23 protein-coding genes and 1 pseudogene are annotated in these 18088 nt (G+C 49.4%); 8 read left to right on the top strand and 16 right to left on the bottom strand.

What is annotated here, in order from left to right:
- The first annotated feature begins 73 nt into the window (after positions 1-73).
- From ptsI to uspF, 4 genes are all read left to right on the top strand, one after another.
- Positions 74-1798, top strand: a complete 1725-nt coding sequence (gene ptsI / locus ACSBQN_RS03310; RefSeq protein WP_354633199.1) for a phosphoenolpyruvate-protein phosphotransferase PtsI — start codon at positions 74-76, stop codon at positions 1796-1798.
- A gap of 49 nt (positions 1799-1847) precedes the next feature.
- Entirely contained in the window at positions 1848-2357 is a 510-nt protein-coding gene (gene crr / locus ACSBQN_RS03305) for a PTS glucose transporter subunit IIA (RefSeq protein WP_004240252.1), read from the top strand.
- Positions 2358-2643: 286 nt separating this feature from the next.
- On the top strand, positions 2644-2991 hold the full coding sequence (locus ACSBQN_RS03300) for a DUF3024 domain-containing protein (RefSeq protein ID WP_024473508.1): 348 nt from the start codon (positions 2644-2646) through the stop codon (positions 2989-2991).
- Between the two features lie 132 nt (positions 2992-3123).
- On the top strand, positions 3124-3558 hold the full coding sequence (uspF, locus tag ACSBQN_RS03295) for a universal stress protein UspF (RefSeq protein WP_004240247.1): 435 nt from the start codon (positions 3124-3126) through the stop codon (positions 3556-3558).
- 77 nt (positions 3559-3635) lie between these two features.
- On the opposite strand, the gene ACSBQN_RS03290 is transcribed toward uspF, so the two are convergent.
- The 3 genes from ACSBQN_RS03290 to ACSBQN_RS03280 form a co-directional block, all read right to left on the bottom strand.
- Positions 3636-4568 (bottom strand): alpha/beta hydrolase, encoded by a 933-nt coding sequence (locus tag ACSBQN_RS03290; RefSeq protein WP_354633198.1) that lies wholly within the window; start codon positions 4566-4568, stop codon positions 3636-3638.
- A gap of 3 nt (positions 4569-4571) precedes the next feature.
- Complete coding sequence (locus tag ACSBQN_RS03285; protein WP_024473510.1) at positions 4572-5342, bottom strand: GNAT family N-acetyltransferase; 771 nt, start codon at positions 5340-5342, stop codon at positions 4572-4574.
- Between the two features lie 107 nt (positions 5343-5449).
- A complete protein-coding gene (locus tag ACSBQN_RS03280) occupies positions 5450-6625 on the bottom strand; it encodes a benzoate/H(+) symporter BenE family transporter (protein ID WP_024473511.1) in 1176 nt (391 codons plus the stop codon).
- Positions 6626-6718: 93 nt separating this feature from the next.
- On the opposite strand from ACSBQN_RS03280, the gene ACSBQN_RS03275 reads away from it, so the two are divergent.
- Complete coding sequence (locus ACSBQN_RS03275; RefSeq protein ID WP_024473512.1) at positions 6719-7291, top strand: helix-turn-helix domain-containing protein; 573 nt, start codon at positions 6719-6721, stop codon at positions 7289-7291.
- 540 nt (positions 7292-7831) lie between these two features.
- Here the strand turns inward: ACSBQN_RS03275 and ACSBQN_RS03270 are convergent.
- The 5 genes and pseudogenes from ACSBQN_RS03270 to ACSBQN_RS03250 form a co-directional block, all read right to left on the bottom strand.
- Positions 7832-7963 (bottom strand): annotated as a pseudogene (locus ACSBQN_RS03270) (CatA-like O-acetyltransferase); the annotation flags it as partial.
- Between the two features lie 11 nt (positions 7964-7974).
- Positions 7975-8781 carry a hypothetical protein gene (locus ACSBQN_RS03265; RefSeq protein ID WP_236595615.1) on the bottom strand — a complete coding sequence of 269 codons (807 nt, stop codon included), beginning with the start codon at positions 8779-8781 and terminating at the stop codon, positions 7975-7977.
- A 284-nt stretch (positions 8782-9065) separates the two neighbouring features.
- A complete protein-coding gene (locus ACSBQN_RS03260) occupies positions 9066-9674 on the bottom strand; it encodes a hypothetical protein (RefSeq protein WP_024473514.1) in 609 nt (202 codons plus the stop codon).
- 161 nt (positions 9675-9835) lie between these two features.
- The gene (locus tag ACSBQN_RS03255; protein WP_250211499.1) at positions 9836-10009 is read right to left on the bottom strand and encodes an alpha/beta fold hydrolase; all 174 of its coding nucleotides are present in this window, start codon (positions 10007-10009) and stop codon (positions 9836-9838) included.
- Positions 10010-10034: 25 nt separating this feature from the next.
- Positions 10035-10268, bottom strand: coding sequence for an alpha/beta fold hydrolase (locus ACSBQN_RS03250; RefSeq protein ID WP_024473515.1), 234 nt, complete (start codon positions 10266-10268; stop codon positions 10035-10037).
- A gap of 210 nt (positions 10269-10478) precedes the next feature.
- Between ACSBQN_RS03250 and ACSBQN_RS03245 the strand changes: the two genes are divergently transcribed.
- The 3 genes from ACSBQN_RS03245 to ACSBQN_RS03235 all read left to right on the top strand — a co-directional run bounded on the left by ACSBQN_RS03245 (position 10479) and on the right by ACSBQN_RS03235 (position 12785).
- A complete protein-coding gene (locus ACSBQN_RS03245) occupies positions 10479-11087 on the top strand; it encodes a TetR/AcrR family transcriptional regulator (protein ID WP_024473516.1) in 609 nt (202 codons plus the stop codon).
- Positions 11088-11116: 29 nt separating this feature from the next.
- Positions 11117-12271 (top strand): SGNH/GDSL hydrolase family protein, encoded by a 1155-nt coding sequence (locus tag ACSBQN_RS03240; RefSeq protein WP_024473517.1) that lies wholly within the window; start codon positions 11117-11119, stop codon positions 12269-12271.
- Positions 12272-12557: 286 nt separating this feature from the next.
- Positions 12558-12785 (top strand): DNA polymerase III subunit theta, encoded by a 228-nt coding sequence (locus ACSBQN_RS03235; protein ID WP_434991592.1) that lies wholly within the window; start codon positions 12558-12560, stop codon positions 12783-12785.
- Here the strand turns inward: ACSBQN_RS03235 and ACSBQN_RS03230 are convergent.
- Genes ACSBQN_RS03230 through ACSBQN_RS03195 form a run of 8 tightly spaced genes read right to left on the bottom strand, consistent with a single transcriptional unit; the run spans position 12782 to position 18087 of the window.
- On the bottom strand, positions 12782-13222 hold the full coding sequence (locus ACSBQN_RS03230; protein WP_434991591.1) for a tail fiber assembly protein: 441 nt from the start codon (positions 13220-13222) through the stop codon (positions 12782-12784). The genes ACSBQN_RS03235 and ACSBQN_RS03230 overlap by 4 nt on opposite strands.
- The gene (locus ACSBQN_RS03225) at positions 13206-14189 is read right to left on the bottom strand and encodes a gp53-like domain-containing protein (RefSeq protein ID WP_434991590.1); all 984 of its coding nucleotides are present in this window, start codon (positions 14187-14189) and stop codon (positions 13206-13208) included. The genes ACSBQN_RS03230 and ACSBQN_RS03225 overlap by 17 nt, the downstream gene beginning before the upstream one ends.
- Positions 14173-14832 (bottom strand): DUF2612 domain-containing protein, encoded by a 660-nt coding sequence (locus ACSBQN_RS03220; RefSeq protein WP_434991589.1) that lies wholly within the window; start codon positions 14830-14832, stop codon positions 14173-14175. Before ACSBQN_RS03220 ends, ACSBQN_RS03225 begins: the two co-directional genes overlap by 17 nt.
- Positions 14825-15949 (bottom strand): baseplate J/gp47 family protein, encoded by a 1125-nt coding sequence (locus ACSBQN_RS03215; protein WP_434991588.1) that lies wholly within the window; start codon positions 15947-15949, stop codon positions 14825-14827. The genes ACSBQN_RS03220 and ACSBQN_RS03215 overlap by 8 nt, the downstream gene beginning before the upstream one ends.
- The gene (locus tag ACSBQN_RS03210) at positions 15933-16295 is read right to left on the bottom strand and encodes a hypothetical protein (RefSeq protein ID WP_434991587.1); all 363 of its coding nucleotides are present in this window, start codon (positions 16293-16295) and stop codon (positions 15933-15935) included. Before ACSBQN_RS03210 ends, ACSBQN_RS03215 begins: the two co-directional genes overlap by 17 nt.
- Positions 16295-16951 carry a Gp138 family membrane-puncturing spike protein gene (locus tag ACSBQN_RS03205; RefSeq protein WP_434991586.1) on the bottom strand — a complete coding sequence of 219 codons (657 nt, stop codon included), beginning with the start codon at positions 16949-16951 and terminating at the stop codon, positions 16295-16297. The genes ACSBQN_RS03210 and ACSBQN_RS03205 overlap by 1 nt, the downstream gene beginning before the upstream one ends.
- Positions 16929-17777 carry a phage protein gene (locus ACSBQN_RS03200; RefSeq protein ID WP_434991585.1) on the bottom strand — a complete coding sequence of 283 codons (849 nt, stop codon included), beginning with the start codon at positions 17775-17777 and terminating at the stop codon, positions 16929-16931. The genes ACSBQN_RS03205 and ACSBQN_RS03200 overlap by 23 nt, the downstream gene beginning before the upstream one ends.
- Positions 17752-18087: a phage baseplate plug family protein gene (locus tag ACSBQN_RS03195; protein ID WP_250326661.1), complete on the bottom strand. Its 336-nt coding sequence runs from the start codon at positions 18085-18087 to the stop codon at positions 17752-17754. The genes ACSBQN_RS03200 and ACSBQN_RS03195 overlap by 26 nt, the downstream gene beginning before the upstream one ends.
- Between the last annotated feature and the right edge of the window lies 1 nt (position 18088).

Below are 18088 nucleotides of genomic sequence, written 5' to 3'. Positions count from 1 at the left end.
GGGATAGTCCGTTTCCGGGTACGCTCACGCAGCCCGCTGCTGTACGTCCCCCAGTAAACTCAAAGGTATTATTATGGTTTCAGGAATCTCTGTTTCACCGGGTATCGCTTTTGGTAAAGCGTTGTTACTCAAAGAAGAACCTATCATTATCAGCCAGAAGTCGATTTCTGCTGAGCAGATTGATGCTGAAATCCGGCGTTTCACTGAAGGCCGCGCCAAAGCGTCCGCACAACTGAATGCCATCAAAGAAACCGCTGAAAAAAATCTCGGTGCCGAGAAAGCCGAAATTTTTGAAGGTCATATCATGCTGCTCGAAGATGAGGAGCTTGAAAACGAAATCACTGACATCATCAAAAGCAAAAAAACCGCTGATTACGCGGTACACCAGGTGATTGAAGAACAGGCCACCGCCCTGGAAGGCCTGGATGATGAGTATCTGAAAGAACGCGCGGCCGATGTCCGCGATATCGGTAACCGTCTGCTGAAAAATATTCTCGGCATGCCGATTATCGACCTCAGCGCCATCGCTGATGAAGTGATTCTGGTTTCCAAAGACCTGACACCGTCCGAAACCGCACAGCTGAACCTGAAAAAAGTGCTGGGTTTTATCACCGATATCGGCGGCCGGACCTCCCACACCTCCATCATGGCCCGCTCTCTGGAAATCCCCGCCGTGGTCGGTACCGGGAATGCCACTGAAAATATCAAAAGTGATGATTACCTGATCCTGGATGCGGTCAACAACACCATTTATCTCAATCCGTCAGAAGAAGACATTGAGCGCATGAAAGAAGTGCGCGATGACTATCTGGCGGAAAAAGCCGAACTGGCAAAACTCAAAGATCTGCCTGCTGTCACCCTCGATGGTCACCAGGTGGAAGTCTGTGCCAACATCGGTACCGTGCGCGATATGCTGGGTGCCGAGCGTAACGGTGCGGAAGGTGTCGGTTTATACCGCACCGAATTCCTGTTTATGGATCGTGACTCGCTGCCGACGGAAGAAGAACAGTTCCGCGCTTACAAAGAAGTCGCTCAGGCGATGCCGGATGAAGCCATTATTGTCCGCACCATGGACATCGGCGGTGACAAAGACCTGCCGTATATGAATCTGCCGAAAGAGGAAAACCCGTTCCTCGGCTGGCGCGCCATCCGTATCTGTCTGGATCGTCGTGAAATTCTCGACACTCAGCTGCGCGCAATTTTACGTGCCTCTGTTTTCGGAAAGCTGCGCATTATGTTCCCGATGGTCATTTCCGTCGAAGAAGTCCGCGAACTCAATAAGATAGTGGACGAAATGAAACAGCAGCTGCGGGATGAACAGAAACCTTTTGATGAAACTATTGAAGTTGGTATCATGGTGGAAACCCCGGCGGCAGCAGTTAATGCACGTCACATTGCAAAAGAAGTCGATTTTTTCAGTATTGGAACCAACGACCTGACGCAGTATACTCTGGCTGTGGATCGCGGAAATGAGCTGATTTCCCATCTCTACAACCCGATGTCTCCTGCGGTGCTGAACCTTATCAAACAAGTCATTGACGCTTCCCACGCGGAAGGGAAATGGACCGGAATGTGTGGTGAGCTGGCGGGTGATGAACGTGCAACTTTATTGTTGCTGGGCATGGGTTTAGATGAATTTAGTATGAGTTCTATTGCTATCCCGCGTATCAAGAAACTGATCCGCAATACGCATTATGAAGATGCGAAAGCACTGGCTGAACAGGCACTCGCTCAGCCGACGGCAACAGAACTGATGGCACTGGTGGAAACCTTCACCAAAGAAAAAACCCTGTGCTGAGAAAGCCAAATTCACGCCCGGTCCCGTATCAACATTTAGGAGAGTATTCATGGGTCTGTTTGACAAACTGAAGTCGCTGGTTTCGGATGATAAAAAAGACAGCGGCACGATTGACATCGTGGCGCCGCTGTCCGGTGAGATTGTGAATATCGAAGATGTGCCTGACGTTGTTTTCGCTGAAAAAATTGTCGGCGATGGTATTGCCATCAAACCGGCAGGGAACAAAATCGTTGCCCCTGTTGATGGTACAATCGGTAAAATTTTTGAAACTAATCACGCGTTCTCCATTGAATCGGACAGCGGGATTGAACTGTTTGTTCACTTCGGGATCGACACTGTCGAACTGAAAGGTGAAGGCTTCAAACGTATTGCGGAAGAAGGCCAGCGCGTACAAAAAGGCGACCTGGTACTTGAATTCGATCTGGCGCTTCTCGAAGAGAAAGCCAAATCCACCCTGACCCCGGTGGTTATCTCTAACATGGACGAAATCAAAGAGATGACCAAAATGACCGGCCCTGTCACTGTCGGCGAAACCGTTGTCATCAAAATCAAAAAATAACGGCTTCTGCACCACAGTCTGTACACTGAAAAACGGTTTCTGCGGAAGCCGTTTTTTTTCGTCCGTTTTCCTTTGATTGATTAATTCTGTTGTATTATCCCCTGCCTGTTGTCCGGAAATTACCGGAAAAGTATTTCTCACCTCAGTGAAATGCGCTAACATGATCTCCCGTGACGGTCCGCAATTTACGCAGATTACGCACTGCCTGATACGGCCGGATCCGCCGGAACCACGGGCGGGATAAACGGGAAGTTTTCATTTTCGTTCGTCACAAAATGGTAATGCTATGGAATTTAATTCAGTTCAGACACAGCAAATAAAGCAGAACATGCGCCTGTTCACTGAGCGCCTGTATCCGAATGGTCATATCCCCGATGAGTTCGATGTTCAGTACCGTACGGACAATAACAACATACTGATTTATCAGAAACAAATCGTCTGCCCGTGCGGCACCCCGCAAACCATTGAAAAACAAATTGCCAGACTGACCTGGTCAGAAGCTGATGATAACTGGCAGCTTTTTTATGTGGATAACAACAAATGGCAGCCTTATCCGGACTGCCCTGCCGGTACACTGAGTGCACTGCTGAAACAGGTTCTGGATGATAAATCTGACCGTTTTATTTTCAGTTAGTCACCACATCACACAATTAAGCCCCGTTAAGGGGTTTATTTGTGAATTTTGATCGTTTTCACGTATAGTGCTCATTACGCAGGTTACTATTACTACTAACTTATTTGCCGGCTTTCAGATTGCGAGGTGTGTATGTATAAAACGATTATAGTTCCAATCGATATTTCCGAAACCGGGCTGACCCGCGAGGTGATCCCGACGATTCAGACATTAGCCAAATTTGAAAATGCCAAAATTCACTTTATTGCGGTGATCCCGTCATTCTCTCACTTTGCTTCTTTCGGTATTGCCTATGCCGCAACCCTGCCGGAAAAAGATGAGATACTGGACAGCGCCAAAGAGCAGTTGGCGAAAATGGTCAGTGATTTTAATCTGCCTGCAGAGCAGTTTGAACTGCATGTGGTTTCCGGCTCACCGAAAGATCAGATACTGAAACTGGCGGATACCCTGGAAAGCGACCTGATTGTCATCAGCTCACGCCGTCCGGATATGTCCACCTATCTGCTCGGCTCCAACGCCGCAGCAGTTGTGCGTTACGCCCATACCTCGGTTCTGGTTGTCCGCTGATACGCGGCAGCGCCTGACTGAACGCCCGTTTTAACGGGCGTTTGTTTCTTTATTTTCCTGCAATCAGCAAAGAATCACTACCGGGCGTACCAGTCACGGATAACCGCAAGGATCTGCGCGGTATGCCGGTTTCCGTCTGTATCTTTAAAATAGTGATCCAGATTATCAAAGGTTCTGAATGTCACCATCTGGTTCCCCACCGCTTTCTGCATCTGCTTAAACGATGTGACACTGACATTGGTATCATTCAGCGTCTGAATAACCAGCACCGGTTTTGTCTGCCCGTTCAGTACCTGCTGCGCATCCGCCGCCAGAAATTCGCGCCACCAGCGCATCCCGTGCTGGCTGACCAGCATATCGTTCTCCACCTCATTGCGTTTTACCGCATCAGTAAATGCCAGAAAACCGGCTAACTGAGACTCCTCAAGTTGCTGAGGACTATTGCGGAAGCTGTCCGTGACATCATCCAGGAAAAAGCGCCCTCCGCCATTAACAGCCACCACTGCGTCAACCGCCGGTGATGCCAGCGCAGTATGTTCAGCAACAGTCGCCCCTTCACTGCCGCCCAGCAGCAGCACGGTGTCATACTCCCCTTTCAGACGGTCGAGCACCGCAGCATAGTCGCTGACCCGCACCGACAGAGAATCATTGAGCATGGTTTCCGCCGGGCAGTCTGCCCGCTCGCCATCACGGTCATTAAAAGGCAGCGCATCTGTAATACCGTATTTCTCCACCAGCAGAATGTCATGATCCGGGAACGCGCCGCCGAAGGTATCCACCATAAAACGGTTGTTTCTGGCACTGTTACAGTCCGAGCCCTGAATCAGCACCAGCAATTTACGGGTGGGTTCCGCCTGCCGGTGCAGCAGGTAGTAATGAACAGCACTGCCATCCTGACGGGCAAGGTTTTCTGTCCGGACCGTCTCTTTCCCGGTATTTTGTGTTTCTGATGCCATTGCAGGAGCCATCAGTAAACAGCTCAGCAGTGCACAGACAGCAGCCTTACGCATTCTTCATCCCTTCACATAAAACAGATAATTAAACAGTGTGCGGAAACCGAGCTTCTGATACAGACTCAACCCTTCGGACGATGCTTCCAGATAACAATCCCGGACACCCCGCGTTCTGCACAATGTCAGCGCATAATCCAGCAACAGTGTGGCGCAGCCGTTGCCCTGATATGCAGGAACAGTTCCGAGATCATCAATCCGCGCACCGTATTCTGACAGTGACAGCGTGATGCAGCTGACCGGTTTCCCCTGACACAGCAGAACAGCATGGTGCAGCTCAGTACCGTTTGCCATTGCCCGCTGATGATAGCTGATATAGTCACTGACGATACTGAAATCCGGTGCTTCTTCGTCATCTTCTCCCGCCGGAAAAGCGGCTTCCAGTGGCTCAGCCCACAACGAAAGCTGGTCATTTACCTCACGGATTTCACATCCGGCCGGAAGAACAGAAGACGGCTGCCACTCCTCAACAGACAGATACATAGCACTGGTTTCACCGTCCGCCTCATAACCCGCGGCCATAATCTGCGGGTGCAGTGCTTCTGCCGCGGATTTCTCCGCCACCAGGCAATGAGGTTTGTGATGTGGCGTGAAAGGCTGCTGTGCCAGTGAGAACTCATTATTATCCGCACCGGCCTGCAGATAGATATAGTTAAAGACAGGCACCGGCAGCGGTGTCAGATAGCACTCAGCACGATCACTGACGGTGATGACATCCTGCGCGATACTGCGCCAGAAATGGCGCTCTGTCGCGCGGTAATTCTGTAAACTCATGGTGTCTCCGGAATGGTATAAGCATCGGCGGGATTTATTATCCCCACTCTATAATATAAGCCGTTATATACCTTATCAGAATGTTAAGGTATTCCGGAGACTGACACTCAGCGCCTGCGTATTGCCATAATCTGATGCACCACAATGCCCGCCAGTAATCCCCAGAAAGCCGAACTGATACCCAGCAGCGTGATACCGGATGCCGTCAGCAGAAAACAGATAATCGCCGCATCCCGCCCTTTTTCATCTGCCAGTGACTGATGCAGACTGTTCATCAGCGTGGTCAGCAGAGCAAGCCCGGCCAGGATCTGTATCAGAACCGCCGGAAAGGCATTGAACAGCATAAAGACCGCGCCGCCGAAAATCCCCGCCAGCAGATAAAATATCCCCGCCCAGACAGCTGCGGTATAACGCCGCGCCGGATCAGGGTGCACATCGGGCGCCATACAAATCGCGGCGGTGATTGCCGCAATACAGATACTGAACCCGCCCCACGGGGCAAGCAGGATCGCCGCCAGCGACGAGCAGGTCAGCAGCACAGAAGTGTGCGGCGGATAACCGTTAGCCTGTAAAATCGCAATGCCCGGCGCATTCTGCGAGGCCAGCGACACAATAAAAAACGGAATGCCGACACTGATCAGGGACGTCAGGGTAAATGACGGCATCACAAATTCCGGCAGCGCAAACACATTGCCGGCCCGGACAAAATGCAGATCGCCGCTCAGTCCGGTCACGGTGATGCCGGTGATCAGGGCAGCAATAATGGCGTACAGCGGAAAAATCCGCCGCATCACCACATACGCGGCAATCATCGCGGCACACAGCACAAAGCTGGTATTCAGCGCACCGAACGCCGTCAGCCCGAAACGCAGCAGAATACCGGCCAGCATCGCCGAGGCCAGTGCGCGCGGGATATAATTCATCAGCCGGGCAAAAATACCGGTCACGCCGCACAGAAACATCAACCCGGAGGCAAAAATAAACACGCCGACAGCTTCATTGATGGTCACGCCGGACAAACTGGTTACCAGCAGCGCGATCCCCGGTGTGGACCAGGCAGTCAGCACCGGCATTTTATACCAGAGCGACAACCCGATCGTTGTCACTCCCATCCCGATCCCCAGCATCATCAGCCAGCCGCCGGTTTGTGCGGCATCAAGCCCCGCCACATCCAGCGCCTGCAGAATAATCGCCACTGAACTGGCATAGCCGACCAGCACCGCAACCAGGCCTGTCATCATCATTGCTGGAGAAAAGGCACGAAAAAATGTTAACTTACTCATAGGAACACACCATCGGATGTTATAGCAGACGATCGGACTCTATCACCGGATGCTATAACGGACAATGACATTTACCCGGAATAATGACAATTTATGCACGATATCACACCCGCTGTTGCAGAGACCTTTAAACAACTGCGTGCCGAACGCGGGCTGAGCCTCAGCCAGGCAGCACAACTGACGGGCGTCAGCAAAGCCATGCTCGGCCAGATTGAACGCGGCCAATCCAGCCCGACGGTATCCACGCTGTGGAAAATCGCCACCGGCTTCAATGTCGCTTTCTCTGTTTTTCTGGAAGGCGCACAGCCGCAGCTGCAGGCAGGGCTTCATTCGTTTGCGACGCTGCCGGTCTTTGAACAGACCCGCTCAGGGATGCGTGTCACGCCGCTGATCCCGTTTGATGATGAACTGAAAACGGATTTACTGAAGATTGACCTGCTGCCGGGGGCGCTCAGTGAATCCGGCCCTCATGAACCCAGAGTTATCGAACATGTCATTGTACTGGAAGGTGCATTACAACTGCGGCTGGGGGATGAGTGGCACACCGTTTCTGCCGGGGAATCCCTGCGCTTCCATGCGGATATCCCGCACGCTTACGCCAACCCCGGTAAGACCATCGTGACACTGCATAATCTGATCCATTATCCGCGTCCGGCGGACAAATAAAAAAGCGGGGTATAATAAATATACCCCGCTTTGACTTAACGGATCGTCTTACTTTATTTGTAAAATAAAACCAAAATAAATACGTGTTCAGCTTAACTTATTATATATCATCCTTATACCAACCGGAATGATATGTTTATACTGAACAAAAAAGCATGCCATTCAGAATACTATCTTCTGTTATATATGGCGGTTTATTTATTGTTTAATTAAACACAATCAGGCATATCGCTATGCTATCATGATGTTTTCACTGGTGTTGTTCCAAATGACTGTCGCAGCAGTCTTTCTGGTGTCTTAAATACTATTATTATTATAACTGCATCTGGTGTTGTTAATATTATTGTTACTACTTATTTTATTATTATTGCTGTCAGTCTTTACTGTTTATTTCTTATTAAGGGTGTTACCAAACTGCGGGAGCATTATCGTACAGTGATCCTGAACCATTCTGAAACGAAATTACGGATTACGGTTAAAATATAAAAAAAAACCACCATTCCTGCCGGATACGGTGGCTTGAATACAGAATTAATTAATTTATTTCAGTATGTTATCACACATCAGCTGAAGTGTATTAATAAACCGCGCTGCATGAAAACCATCACAGACCGCATGATGAACCTGTACAGAAACAGGTAATAGTACGCGGTCACCTTCCTGCTGAAACTTTGTTTTTTTATTTATTCCGGCCAATCATCCGCAAACACATAGCGGATCAGTTCTGCGGATTCACGGGACGGTGCTCTCAGCACATCCGCCATTAAATCAATTTCCATCTGACAGGTTTGCAGCTTGTCTTCCGCCAGCACATACGGATCATCAGTCAGGAAACTCCCGCCGTATTTATTCACCGACCCCTGTATTTGTACCGAAAATAATGACTGAATCTCATCAGCGGAATAATGCGCAACCGGAGCCCCTTCACCGGCTGAATTCACCAGATCCAGCAACGCTCTGTTACCGATAATAAAGTCACGGTACCCGGCGGAAGCCTTTTTCATATCCGGCGGGCCAGACACTTCCGGATGCAGCACACGAAAGCAGAAGTCACCGGAGGTATCCTGCGCCAGTGCTTTCTGCAAAAATTCCAGCCGCATTTTCCCGTAATTAATCACCGCGTCATCCCCCGCGAGATAAAGCAGTTTTTTAATATTTTCGGTGGCCCACTGCTGCAGGCGTATATAGTACTCTTCCCGTTTTTTCGAACCCTTACCGGCATTTCTGAAATCGGCAAAAAAGGCCTCGAACATAACGGGATCAACCTTATTGATGGCTTTCAGTGTCGGTACCATCTCAAGAACCTGAGTTTTTATCTGTTCATTTTTTTCCACCACCGCACTTTTAATAAAAAATGCAAAAAACAGCGCAATCAGTGACAGATAAACCGTTTTCTTCCGGCTGATCACAATTTTGTTGGTGATGGTTAATACAATCAGCAGGATAATCAAAAAAATAATCAGAACAGAAATCACAAAATAAACGGACATTCATCTCTCCGGTACAGGGGGAACCATTCAGGCAGATAATTCTTTTTTAGTCAGATATTGACAATAAAATAGAGCCAGCGTGTGAAAACAGAAGATCTGTCCGGTTGAAACAATTCTCTGAAAATTCGTTTATTCATCCGGTATTCCCCCCCGGTAACTATTTTCCCTGATAACCAGTATATGTCACCGGAACATGCTATTCTGAGAAAACTGTCACTAATCTGTTTTATTCCGCAAACAGAAAACCACCGGATGAGCGGTGGTTTTCTGCACTTACTGATATCTTACTCCTCCCGCTGCTTAATGCAGGTCTCTTTTATTTTTTGTATATTATTTTTCAGGGAGACCTGATGTTCTTTGGGAAAATAACTGTAATCCAGAGAAATATAAAAACGGGCGTTACGCATCATAACAAATAAACTGATTTCGTTTTCTTCAGATTTATAAATGAAATGTTCTTCGTCTGCTTTTTTGCTTTCCAGTATTGAGGGTTTCCCATATTCCGCTTCAAGATTGTGCTGCAATGTTTTCAGCAGTGTCTGATATGCCGTTTCATCATCAGTGGAATAAAAATAACCAATACCCACCAGCCCGCTGAAATCCGGCTGTCCGTAGTGCGGTAAAAAGCGGAATTCGTATTCACCCGCTTCATTTAATCCACCGGAAAATGTTTTGGACGTCACTTTAGTCAGCGGGCAGACATATTCACTGTTATCCGTTTCAGACTGACTACCGAGCCGTGGTGACAACGCCTCTTCCGTCATTCCCCAGGTCAGACCGAAAGGAGCTGCATAACGCTCACTGTGTCCGGTATCCGCTGCTTCTGTTTTATCACAGGCACCCAGTAATAGTGACGCTGCAACCAATGCAGAAATTATCGTTATTTTTTTCATTGTTCAGTATATCCGCTGATTTAATGTGACGTTATCCCGCCATATTTGACTTATCATTTAATCCGGCTGTTTTCCGGCAACAAACAATATCAATCCTGAATAAAAGTACCAGTAAAAAATAAAGCCTCCGTAAAGGAGACTCATATCAGATACCGGTATTTTTATTGGCGTAAAAACGGCAGTAATACGTCCATCAGTTGTTCAGGACACTCTTCCGTCACAAAATGACCGCATTCACTGAGTATCGCGCCCTGCAAATTCACCGCTCTTCCCTGCATTGTCAGCTGCGGGGCATCACGGGTCGTGTGATCGGCACCGATGACCAGAACCGGCATAGTCAGCTTTTTCTCTGCCCGCCGCTTATTCTGCGCGATGGTCTGCGGAATAGCCCGGGATCAGCAACACCGGCTCGCCTTTTCCCGCCGTCACATAATGTATCCGCTGCCCCGCCACATCCGTATAGTGATGCTGAAAATCAGCCTCATTCACCTGTGCTGTTACCGGCGGTTTCGGTGTATTCTCCGCAAGCACACTCCCGTGGATGACGAAAGTCATCACCGCTGCCAGTAATACCTTACTGAATAATGTATTCATACCTGTTCCGTATAAGTCATAAGTTAAAACGTCTCCTCAGCAGTCCGCCAAAACGGGTGCTATCTGCAACGGAGCTTGATTGTTTGTCGATCAACAATGAATAGGTTAAAGGGATATTCAAATCTTTGTCAATCACTAAAAAATAATTATTTGTTAAACGATAAAGAACTGGTAGCATTTGTCTCAGATAAACTATGCGGAGAAAAAATGATGGCCGGCAGACCACGGGAATTTGATCGCGAAGTTGCATTACGCAAGGCTGAACAGGTGTTCTGGCAGCGCGGTTATGAAGGAACATCCATGTCTGATCTGGTTGCGGCGCTGGGTATTGCGTCCGCCCGGATCTATGCGGCCTTCGGGTCGAAAGAAAATCTGTTCCGTGAGGCGATAGCCCTTTATCTGGCGGAAGAAGGTGCATTTGCGGATGCGGCGCTGAAAGAGCCGGATACCCGCAGTGCTATCAAAAAACTGCTTACCGGTGCCGTTGATACCTACACCCGGGATGACCGGCCGCACGGCTGTATGGTGGTATTGTCACTGACCAATTATTCCGCTGATAATGAGGCCATTATGCACTGGCTGGCAGAGCACCGCCGGGAACGGACAAACGGAATCATACAGCGTCTGCGCCGGGGAACTGAGTCAGGTGATTTACCGGAACATACCGATACACAGGCTCTCGGGGACTATGTGGCAACACTGCTGCACGGAATTTCTGTCCAGGCTCGGGATGGTGTCAGCCGTGACCGCCTGCTGGCCATGACAGAGATTGCCATGCACACGTTTGATCTCATGACCGCCTCACCGGCCACACGCTGAATCTGTTTCTGTCTGCAGGAGAATCCCTGATGTCCTCTTCCGTCCGCCCTATCTGCACATGGCTTTCCGCCTCCCAGCCCGCATCCGGTGAGGCATTTCCGTTTCCGCCGGATGTTCCGGCCATCACCGGCAACCAGACCCTCCGGCAGTCATTGCGTATCAGCACAGGCGGACAGAAACTGCAGCTGGTGTTTTCCAACCGCTACGGCACACAGCCACTGGTGACAGGTGAAAGTTATCTCTCCGTCTCCGGCCAGTACCGTGCAATACCCGTCACTTTTAACGGACAGCAGGGTGCGGTGATCCCTGCCGGAGATATTCTGTGCAGTGATGAAATTGCACTGCATATTCCGTCATTATCGGAGCTCACGCTGAGAACCTTTCTGCCGGAGCCGGTACCGCTTAATACCTTCCACTGGGATGCCCGTCATTTCTCCTTACTGGAACCGGGTAACCGGACGTTACAGGAAGAGTCCGGAAACAGTGAGGCTGTCAGTTCCCGTCTTTTACTTGAAAGCATTCTTATTCAGCCGGAATCAGAAGCCCGCACACTCGTGGTGATCGGTGATTCAATGGTTGACGGCAACGGCGTGGGCATGAACACATACGGCCGCTGGACTGATTATCTGGCAGAGCGTTTTATTGACGAAAATATTGCCGTGGTGAATGCCGGACAATCGGGTTCGCGCCTGCTGAAAGACGGTATCGGTATCAGTACATTATCGCGGTTTGAGCGTGATGTGCTGATGCAACCCGGCGTTACCGCCTGTATCGTGCAGGTCGGATTAAATGATATCGGCCTGGCGGGAACCGATTTGGACCCGGCAGCGCCGGTACCTTCAGCAGCGGATGTGGTTACGGGATACCGGCAATTGCTCACCATAGCGCGGGAAAAAAATATCCGTATGACCGGCGTCACCCTGGTACCGCTGCGGGGAACCGGTGAGTATGGTATGACCGGTTTTTATTCGCCGGAAAAAGAGGCTGTACGGCAGGATATAAACCACTGGATGCGCACAAGCGGTGAATTTGATGCTGTTATTGACAGCGACCGGCTGGTACGCAACCCGGCCTGCCCTCAGCAGCTCAGTGCGGACTATGATTCAGGAGATCATCTTCATCTTAATAATCAAGGACACCGGCTGGTTGCACAGTCCGTCCCGCTGACGGTTATCCGGCCCTGATATCAGAAAGCCCCGCTGTTTCAGCGGGGCTTCGGGTATAATCACTAACTCTTTGATAAGTAATGGTGCCGGATACCGGATTCGAACTGGTGACCTTTTCATTACGAAACCGAAGATTTATTAAAATACAACACGTTACACCGCATCTTTTCTCGCTCTCACGTACCAAGATGCATAAAGTTACCTGCCGATACGCAAGCATGCAAAATGTTCCGCGTCCCAAACTCGTCCCAATATCCCATCCCCCTGCTATACTCCCATCATCACCCACCACTCCGAAACCAACATGCACAATATCGCCAACCTGCCAAAAGACGAAAAAGACAAAATTAATGCCGATTTAGCCGCATCCGGTATCGCGTACAAAGAAAGACTCGGACTGCCGTATGATCTGTACGAAACAGAAAACCAGCAGCCCGAGCACTTACGCCCGTACTTCAGAGAGAGACTGGAGCACTACAGGGAGATCGGGAAAAGGTTTCCGCGCGGGTTCGAGTATGAAAAGGAAAGCTAAGGCTTGACCGGCCAGGTTATATCCGGGGCGGTGGATACGTCCACAGCCTCCAGTTCATCCAGATAATCCAGCCAGGCGTTTAACAGCGCCTTTTCATCCGGCTTAATGCGACCGAGGGCGTGTTTTGTCCTGAGCATAGCCGTTTCTGATTCAACCTCCGATATCAGATATCGCTTTTTCGTTTCGGCCTGCTCCACTAATTCAGCGTAGCTCAGCGGCGGAATATCAACCCAGGCCGGATTTCCTTTTTTATCCGCTCCTAATCTCATCCCTGACGGCGGTGTTCCGGAAAATGTTTCCATAACATCATCACTAACCTGCTTTATGTCATCAGGCCAGATGCCACTCGCCTCGTAACCATCCTGTTTTTTCAGTATAAAAAATTGCAGTTTTTCCGCGCTGAATCCAAATAAATTCATATCAATACCCCAATACATAGATGTTAATTACTGAAGCCTGTGTACCAACACCAATTAACGGAGTGGCTTTTGCGTTAAACCCTGTCAGTGACTGGTTCTCAGCACTTACCGCTATCTGCGGATATGATGCTTTGCTGATAAATACCCCAAGAACCCTCGTCGGGAAAGCTGCCGGAAACGTAATGTCATTATCGGTTGACTGGCCAATCGACTGACTGTTATTAACAAGTCGCGAGAAACACTGGAGTATTAATCCATTAGGTAGTGATGTCACAACGCTGTCTGAACCTTTCCCGGATATAGGGAAATAACTCATATCCGGCACCTGACCATCACCAACACCAACGTTTCTTGTTGCTGCTGTACCCGCGCCAGATACCAGGCTGACCGGAACAGTGCCGTTTGTCAGTTTTCCTGTGCCGTCAAACGCCCACAGTATTCTTTGTAATTTATCATCCCATACGCCAGAGGTTTTATTGTCATTAGCCAACACCAAAATTTCTTTGTTTGGTGACAACATCCGTGATTCTTTGTCTGTCACTATAAAATGACTGTGCAACTCTCCTAAACCAAGGTTTTCGATAAACTTCTGTTTATCCTGGATATCTGCGCCGTTCTGGTCTTTGGCGAGTTTGCCATCAACCCCGAGAAATTCCGTTAATTTCTTCCACGATGCCTGTGAGTTATTCGGTTGCTCACCTTTAGTCACTTTCAGCGATACGTAATAAACGCCGGTATGCTGGATCATGGCATCTTTCGGGTAATCGACTGCGGCATCCCACTCCGGTAATCCACGCTGGGTAAGGTACATGAGCCATTCGTCAATGCGCTTTGCTGCGGAGTTAAATAGCTCCATTGGTGGAAAACCGTTGTACTGATCCAAGGTGATGCCCCAGCCGCGTAAAATATCCGGGAATGCAACGTACTCCCCTGACTTTGCATCCTGTGCAAAGATTTTGTAATCCGGTTTATTCATTACTGACATTAAGTAGCCTCGCAAATTTTCCTTTGTTAAATCCGTATGCACCTTTTACGCCGTGCCAGCCGAACGTCCGTTCACTCGTGATAACCAGATACCGGTAATTCACCCCGACGGGACGCACGAGGATATCCAGTTGTCTGATCGCGTATATCCGGAACGGGGTTAACTGCGTGTCAGGAACGACAATGTTCATCGTCATGTCATTGTTATCGATGATATATGACGCATCGCCGAGCAGGTTTCTGACTGAATAGGTGATGCTCGCCACATCAGGCGACTGGTAGTTTTTGATGATTTTGGCTTTGATGAAAAACCGGTAATCCTCGTCACCAAGACGTGACGATTCTGTCAGTGCGTCGCCGTACCGGTAAAATTTCCCGGCCCCGAAACCTTTCGCACCCTCGACACCAGGCCAGCCGAAATACTCCTTCGGGATGAACGATTTCATGATCCGGCTGATGCCAACATGTTTTCCGACTAAATCCAGCCCATAACCGGTTGACTGTTCAATATCCAGAATCACTGATAATTTGATTGCCGATTCAAACACCCGCTTTGTTTCAGAAAGCAAAAGCCCGACGGTCTGCCGGGCTTTGGGTTTTCCTCTGTACTGCCATATCAGGAAATCTTCCCGTTGTTTATTCAATCAGCACCTCCACATCTTCCGGCCTGATTTGTGCGCACTGCCGGAATCCGATTGGCACCGTGTCAGCCCCGTTAACTCTGATGGTTTTGATGTAGAAGCCCTGCACTGAGTTGACCTGACAGGTAAGACGCATTGCATAGACTGAATCACCGATCTCAAACCGTGTCGCCGCCAATGCGGATTTAATACCGTCTGTATCGATATCATGAAATCCGCCGGTACGCTCAAGCAACAACTCAACTTTCACATTTACCATTTCTGCGCGGTCGAACCTGACCGTACGCAGCACATCTTCATACATTTGCGTGTTTTCAATGGCACCGAAGACACCGCAGCCGCCGATTTTCTTTTTCAGAATAACAAGGCCAATGTCATCATCATTGCCACCGATTACAACCGCATTCAGTGAATGATCAGGGACGCCTTTTTCATCCGTCCGTCCGGTAAAGTTTTCATACACTTTAGCCTGCTTAACATCCGGCACATCAAGCAGCGCCGCTTTCAGCCCCTCACGGTCATCATGGTTATTAATGGAGTGTGACCGCATAAACCGCAGCAACATATTGTTGTCAGTTTCCTCAAATGCCCCCTCTTTGGCCGCTTTTGTAGTGATGATTTTATCAACACCGATGGTGACCGTTTCCATTTTCAGTTCTTTGCCTGGCGGCAGAGAGAATACACCAAGTTCTGCACTGCGCATGCCTGTTCGTGCTGACCCGTTCATATCGAGTTTAATTTCTGACAGCGTCACCCATTTGTTGCGGTTATCATCAACCAGTACGGAATCTTTTGGCACTGTGATATTCGGCGTTCCGGTGAAAATGGCCTCGTCGATATAACTGTAATCAGCGCCGCGGCGAACAACCCCGGCATACATTGACCGCTGTTCAAGCCAGGAGCCAATCGCCTTATACGGATCAAGCATCTGCACAATCATTGCGATTGCCTGGTTGATGTTATCTATCTCCTGCGAGAACAGCCCTATCATCTGTCCGTCAGGGCTATCAGCATCAAGGTTAATGTCGTCACCATAGATACGTTTAAACCCGTCAGAAAGCCGCTGATGCACATCTGCCAGCCGGTCGATAACAATACCGGTTTCAGTTATCTGGAGCATTGGTGTTCACTCCCATTTTGTTGCCGTAAATATCAATGTAATCAACGCTGACAGTGATTTTCCGCGTGTCCGGATCAAGTGAGATATTGAAACCGGTGATTTCGGTCACTCCGTCTGTATTCAGTACGGTTTTCTTTAACTCGGATTCCATATTCACCAAGTTCGGGTTCTTTTTCAGGTAATCGAACCATTTCACACCGTGATCACGATTCAGGAACCAGTCGCCGCGCAGTGACAGCAATCGTGTCTTAACTGACTGAGATATGGCCTCTGATTCCGTGGCGTAGTCGCTGCGGCCGCTACCGAATGTCCAGTCGTGATTTTCGTCTAATCGTCGCATTCTCATCAGTTTGGTTTCCCTGTATTCCCGCTGCCGGTTTCAACGCCGCTGTGCGTGTGTGTATCGCCGATATCTTTACCGTTGTGTTTGATGGTACCGCCGGAAGATTCGCTATTGCCTTTAACCGAGTGGTTGCCGTTCACCAGTGAGTTCCCCTGTTGCGTCCGGTTGCCGGTGTGCTCAATGTCACCCTGCATGATGATTTTGCCCGGCTTTATGCGGATGAACGTGGATCCGTCATCGGTCTGCATTGAGAGAGAGTCAGCGGAGTAATCAGGTATGCGGTTTGGTTTACTGCTGCCCTGCGGTAAAAAGAACGCATCTGAGTAATCGTGAAACCGTGTATCAAGCGGTGCTGATTGCTGGCCTGACACATACCAGCCGTCTATGCAGCGCTCCGCAAATATCACCAGCCCCTCATCACCGGCTTTTACCGGGACCGTTACGCAGAACCCGCCACCGCGATAAAACCCGACCGGCACATCAACCAGTGGCGGAAGCGCCAGCGTTTCACCTCCCCTCATAACCTGAGTAATCATCAGCTGCACAGTTGCACTGTGCCCGTCACATGACACCACTTTAGCCGGTAATGCCGTGTGAATGTCATTCCTCTCATTTGACGCATGCTGCGACAATACATCAAGCAGACTTGGATTTGCCATTTTCCACCTTCTGATATTTTCCGCCGACACAGGTTATTTTCGTATACCAGTCATCACCCATAAAATCGCCGGTGTGTTCCAGTTCTGTAATTTTGTAATCGCCGTTGTACTCCGGCATGATGGACTCAACACGAACCAGACCGCCGATCCGCAACGCGGCATTGCACAGCATGGTTATCTGTAAGCCGTTATCCGTTTTCTCCGGGCTGTTAATCATGCCGGTTGTCTGCGACACCACGAACCCTTCGTTATCCGACACCACTTTGTCTTTTGGCAGAACTGTTACCTGACCATCCTGTATTGACCAGTCCGCATTATTATTACGGCCGACTTTATGCATCACATCACGGGCGTTGCCGGTGATGACTTTTCCGCGGGGCAAAGCTCTGTCTTTTGGCAGTGATACCACGCCTTTTTCAGTGCCCATTGATTTTGCGGCTTCGTTCATGATGTCTTTATCTGTCGAACCGGCTTTCAGCGTTTTATTCACTTTCGCTTTTGTGTATGCCGAGTGCCCGTCACCGCAGGTCATTTCGGTGATGAAGTCCGTCCCGTCACGCAGTGTCACTACATCCGTGATGTCGCCCTTGTAAATCATCCGCAGCTCATCTCCCTTGTACGCCACAGACAGCGACAGGCGGTTATAGATCTTACTGGTGATAAGATTGCGGTTAGACCCGTTCAGGTTCCAGACACGAATGACTGCTGGGTTTGGTTCACTGGTTAATGTTTTTTCAACACTGAAGGCGATGCGGAGATTGGTTATTTCGATGGATTCTTTTTCGTTACCGATACGGAGATTAATTAATCGCCCGAATTGCTTCACGCCACTCCTCCTTATCCACTGCATACAGCGTTAATCGCTTACCGAGTTCGCCGCGACGCATGGAGTTAATACCGGTTCCGGATCCGTCAGACAGAATCAGCAGAAACGGGATGTTTTTCTCCAGCAGTGCCGGAGCGTTAACAGCCAGCCCCTGCATCTGCGTGATGAACCGGTTTTCGTTGGTGTCGTACAGGTCGAACTGCCAGCCCTGAGTAATGCGGTTGAAGTACAGCGTCAACCGTACATTCAGGCCGGACATTTCAAACGACTGTTCCTGAATCTCTTCGGTTGATACGGGGATCTCTTGCATA

The organism is Morganella sp. B601 (assembly GCF_051172335.1).
Taxonomy (GTDB): domain Bacteria; phylum Pseudomonadota; class Gammaproteobacteria; order Enterobacterales; family Enterobacteriaceae; genus Morganella; species Morganella morganii.
This window is presented reverse-complemented; position numbering and strand designations above follow the sequence as displayed.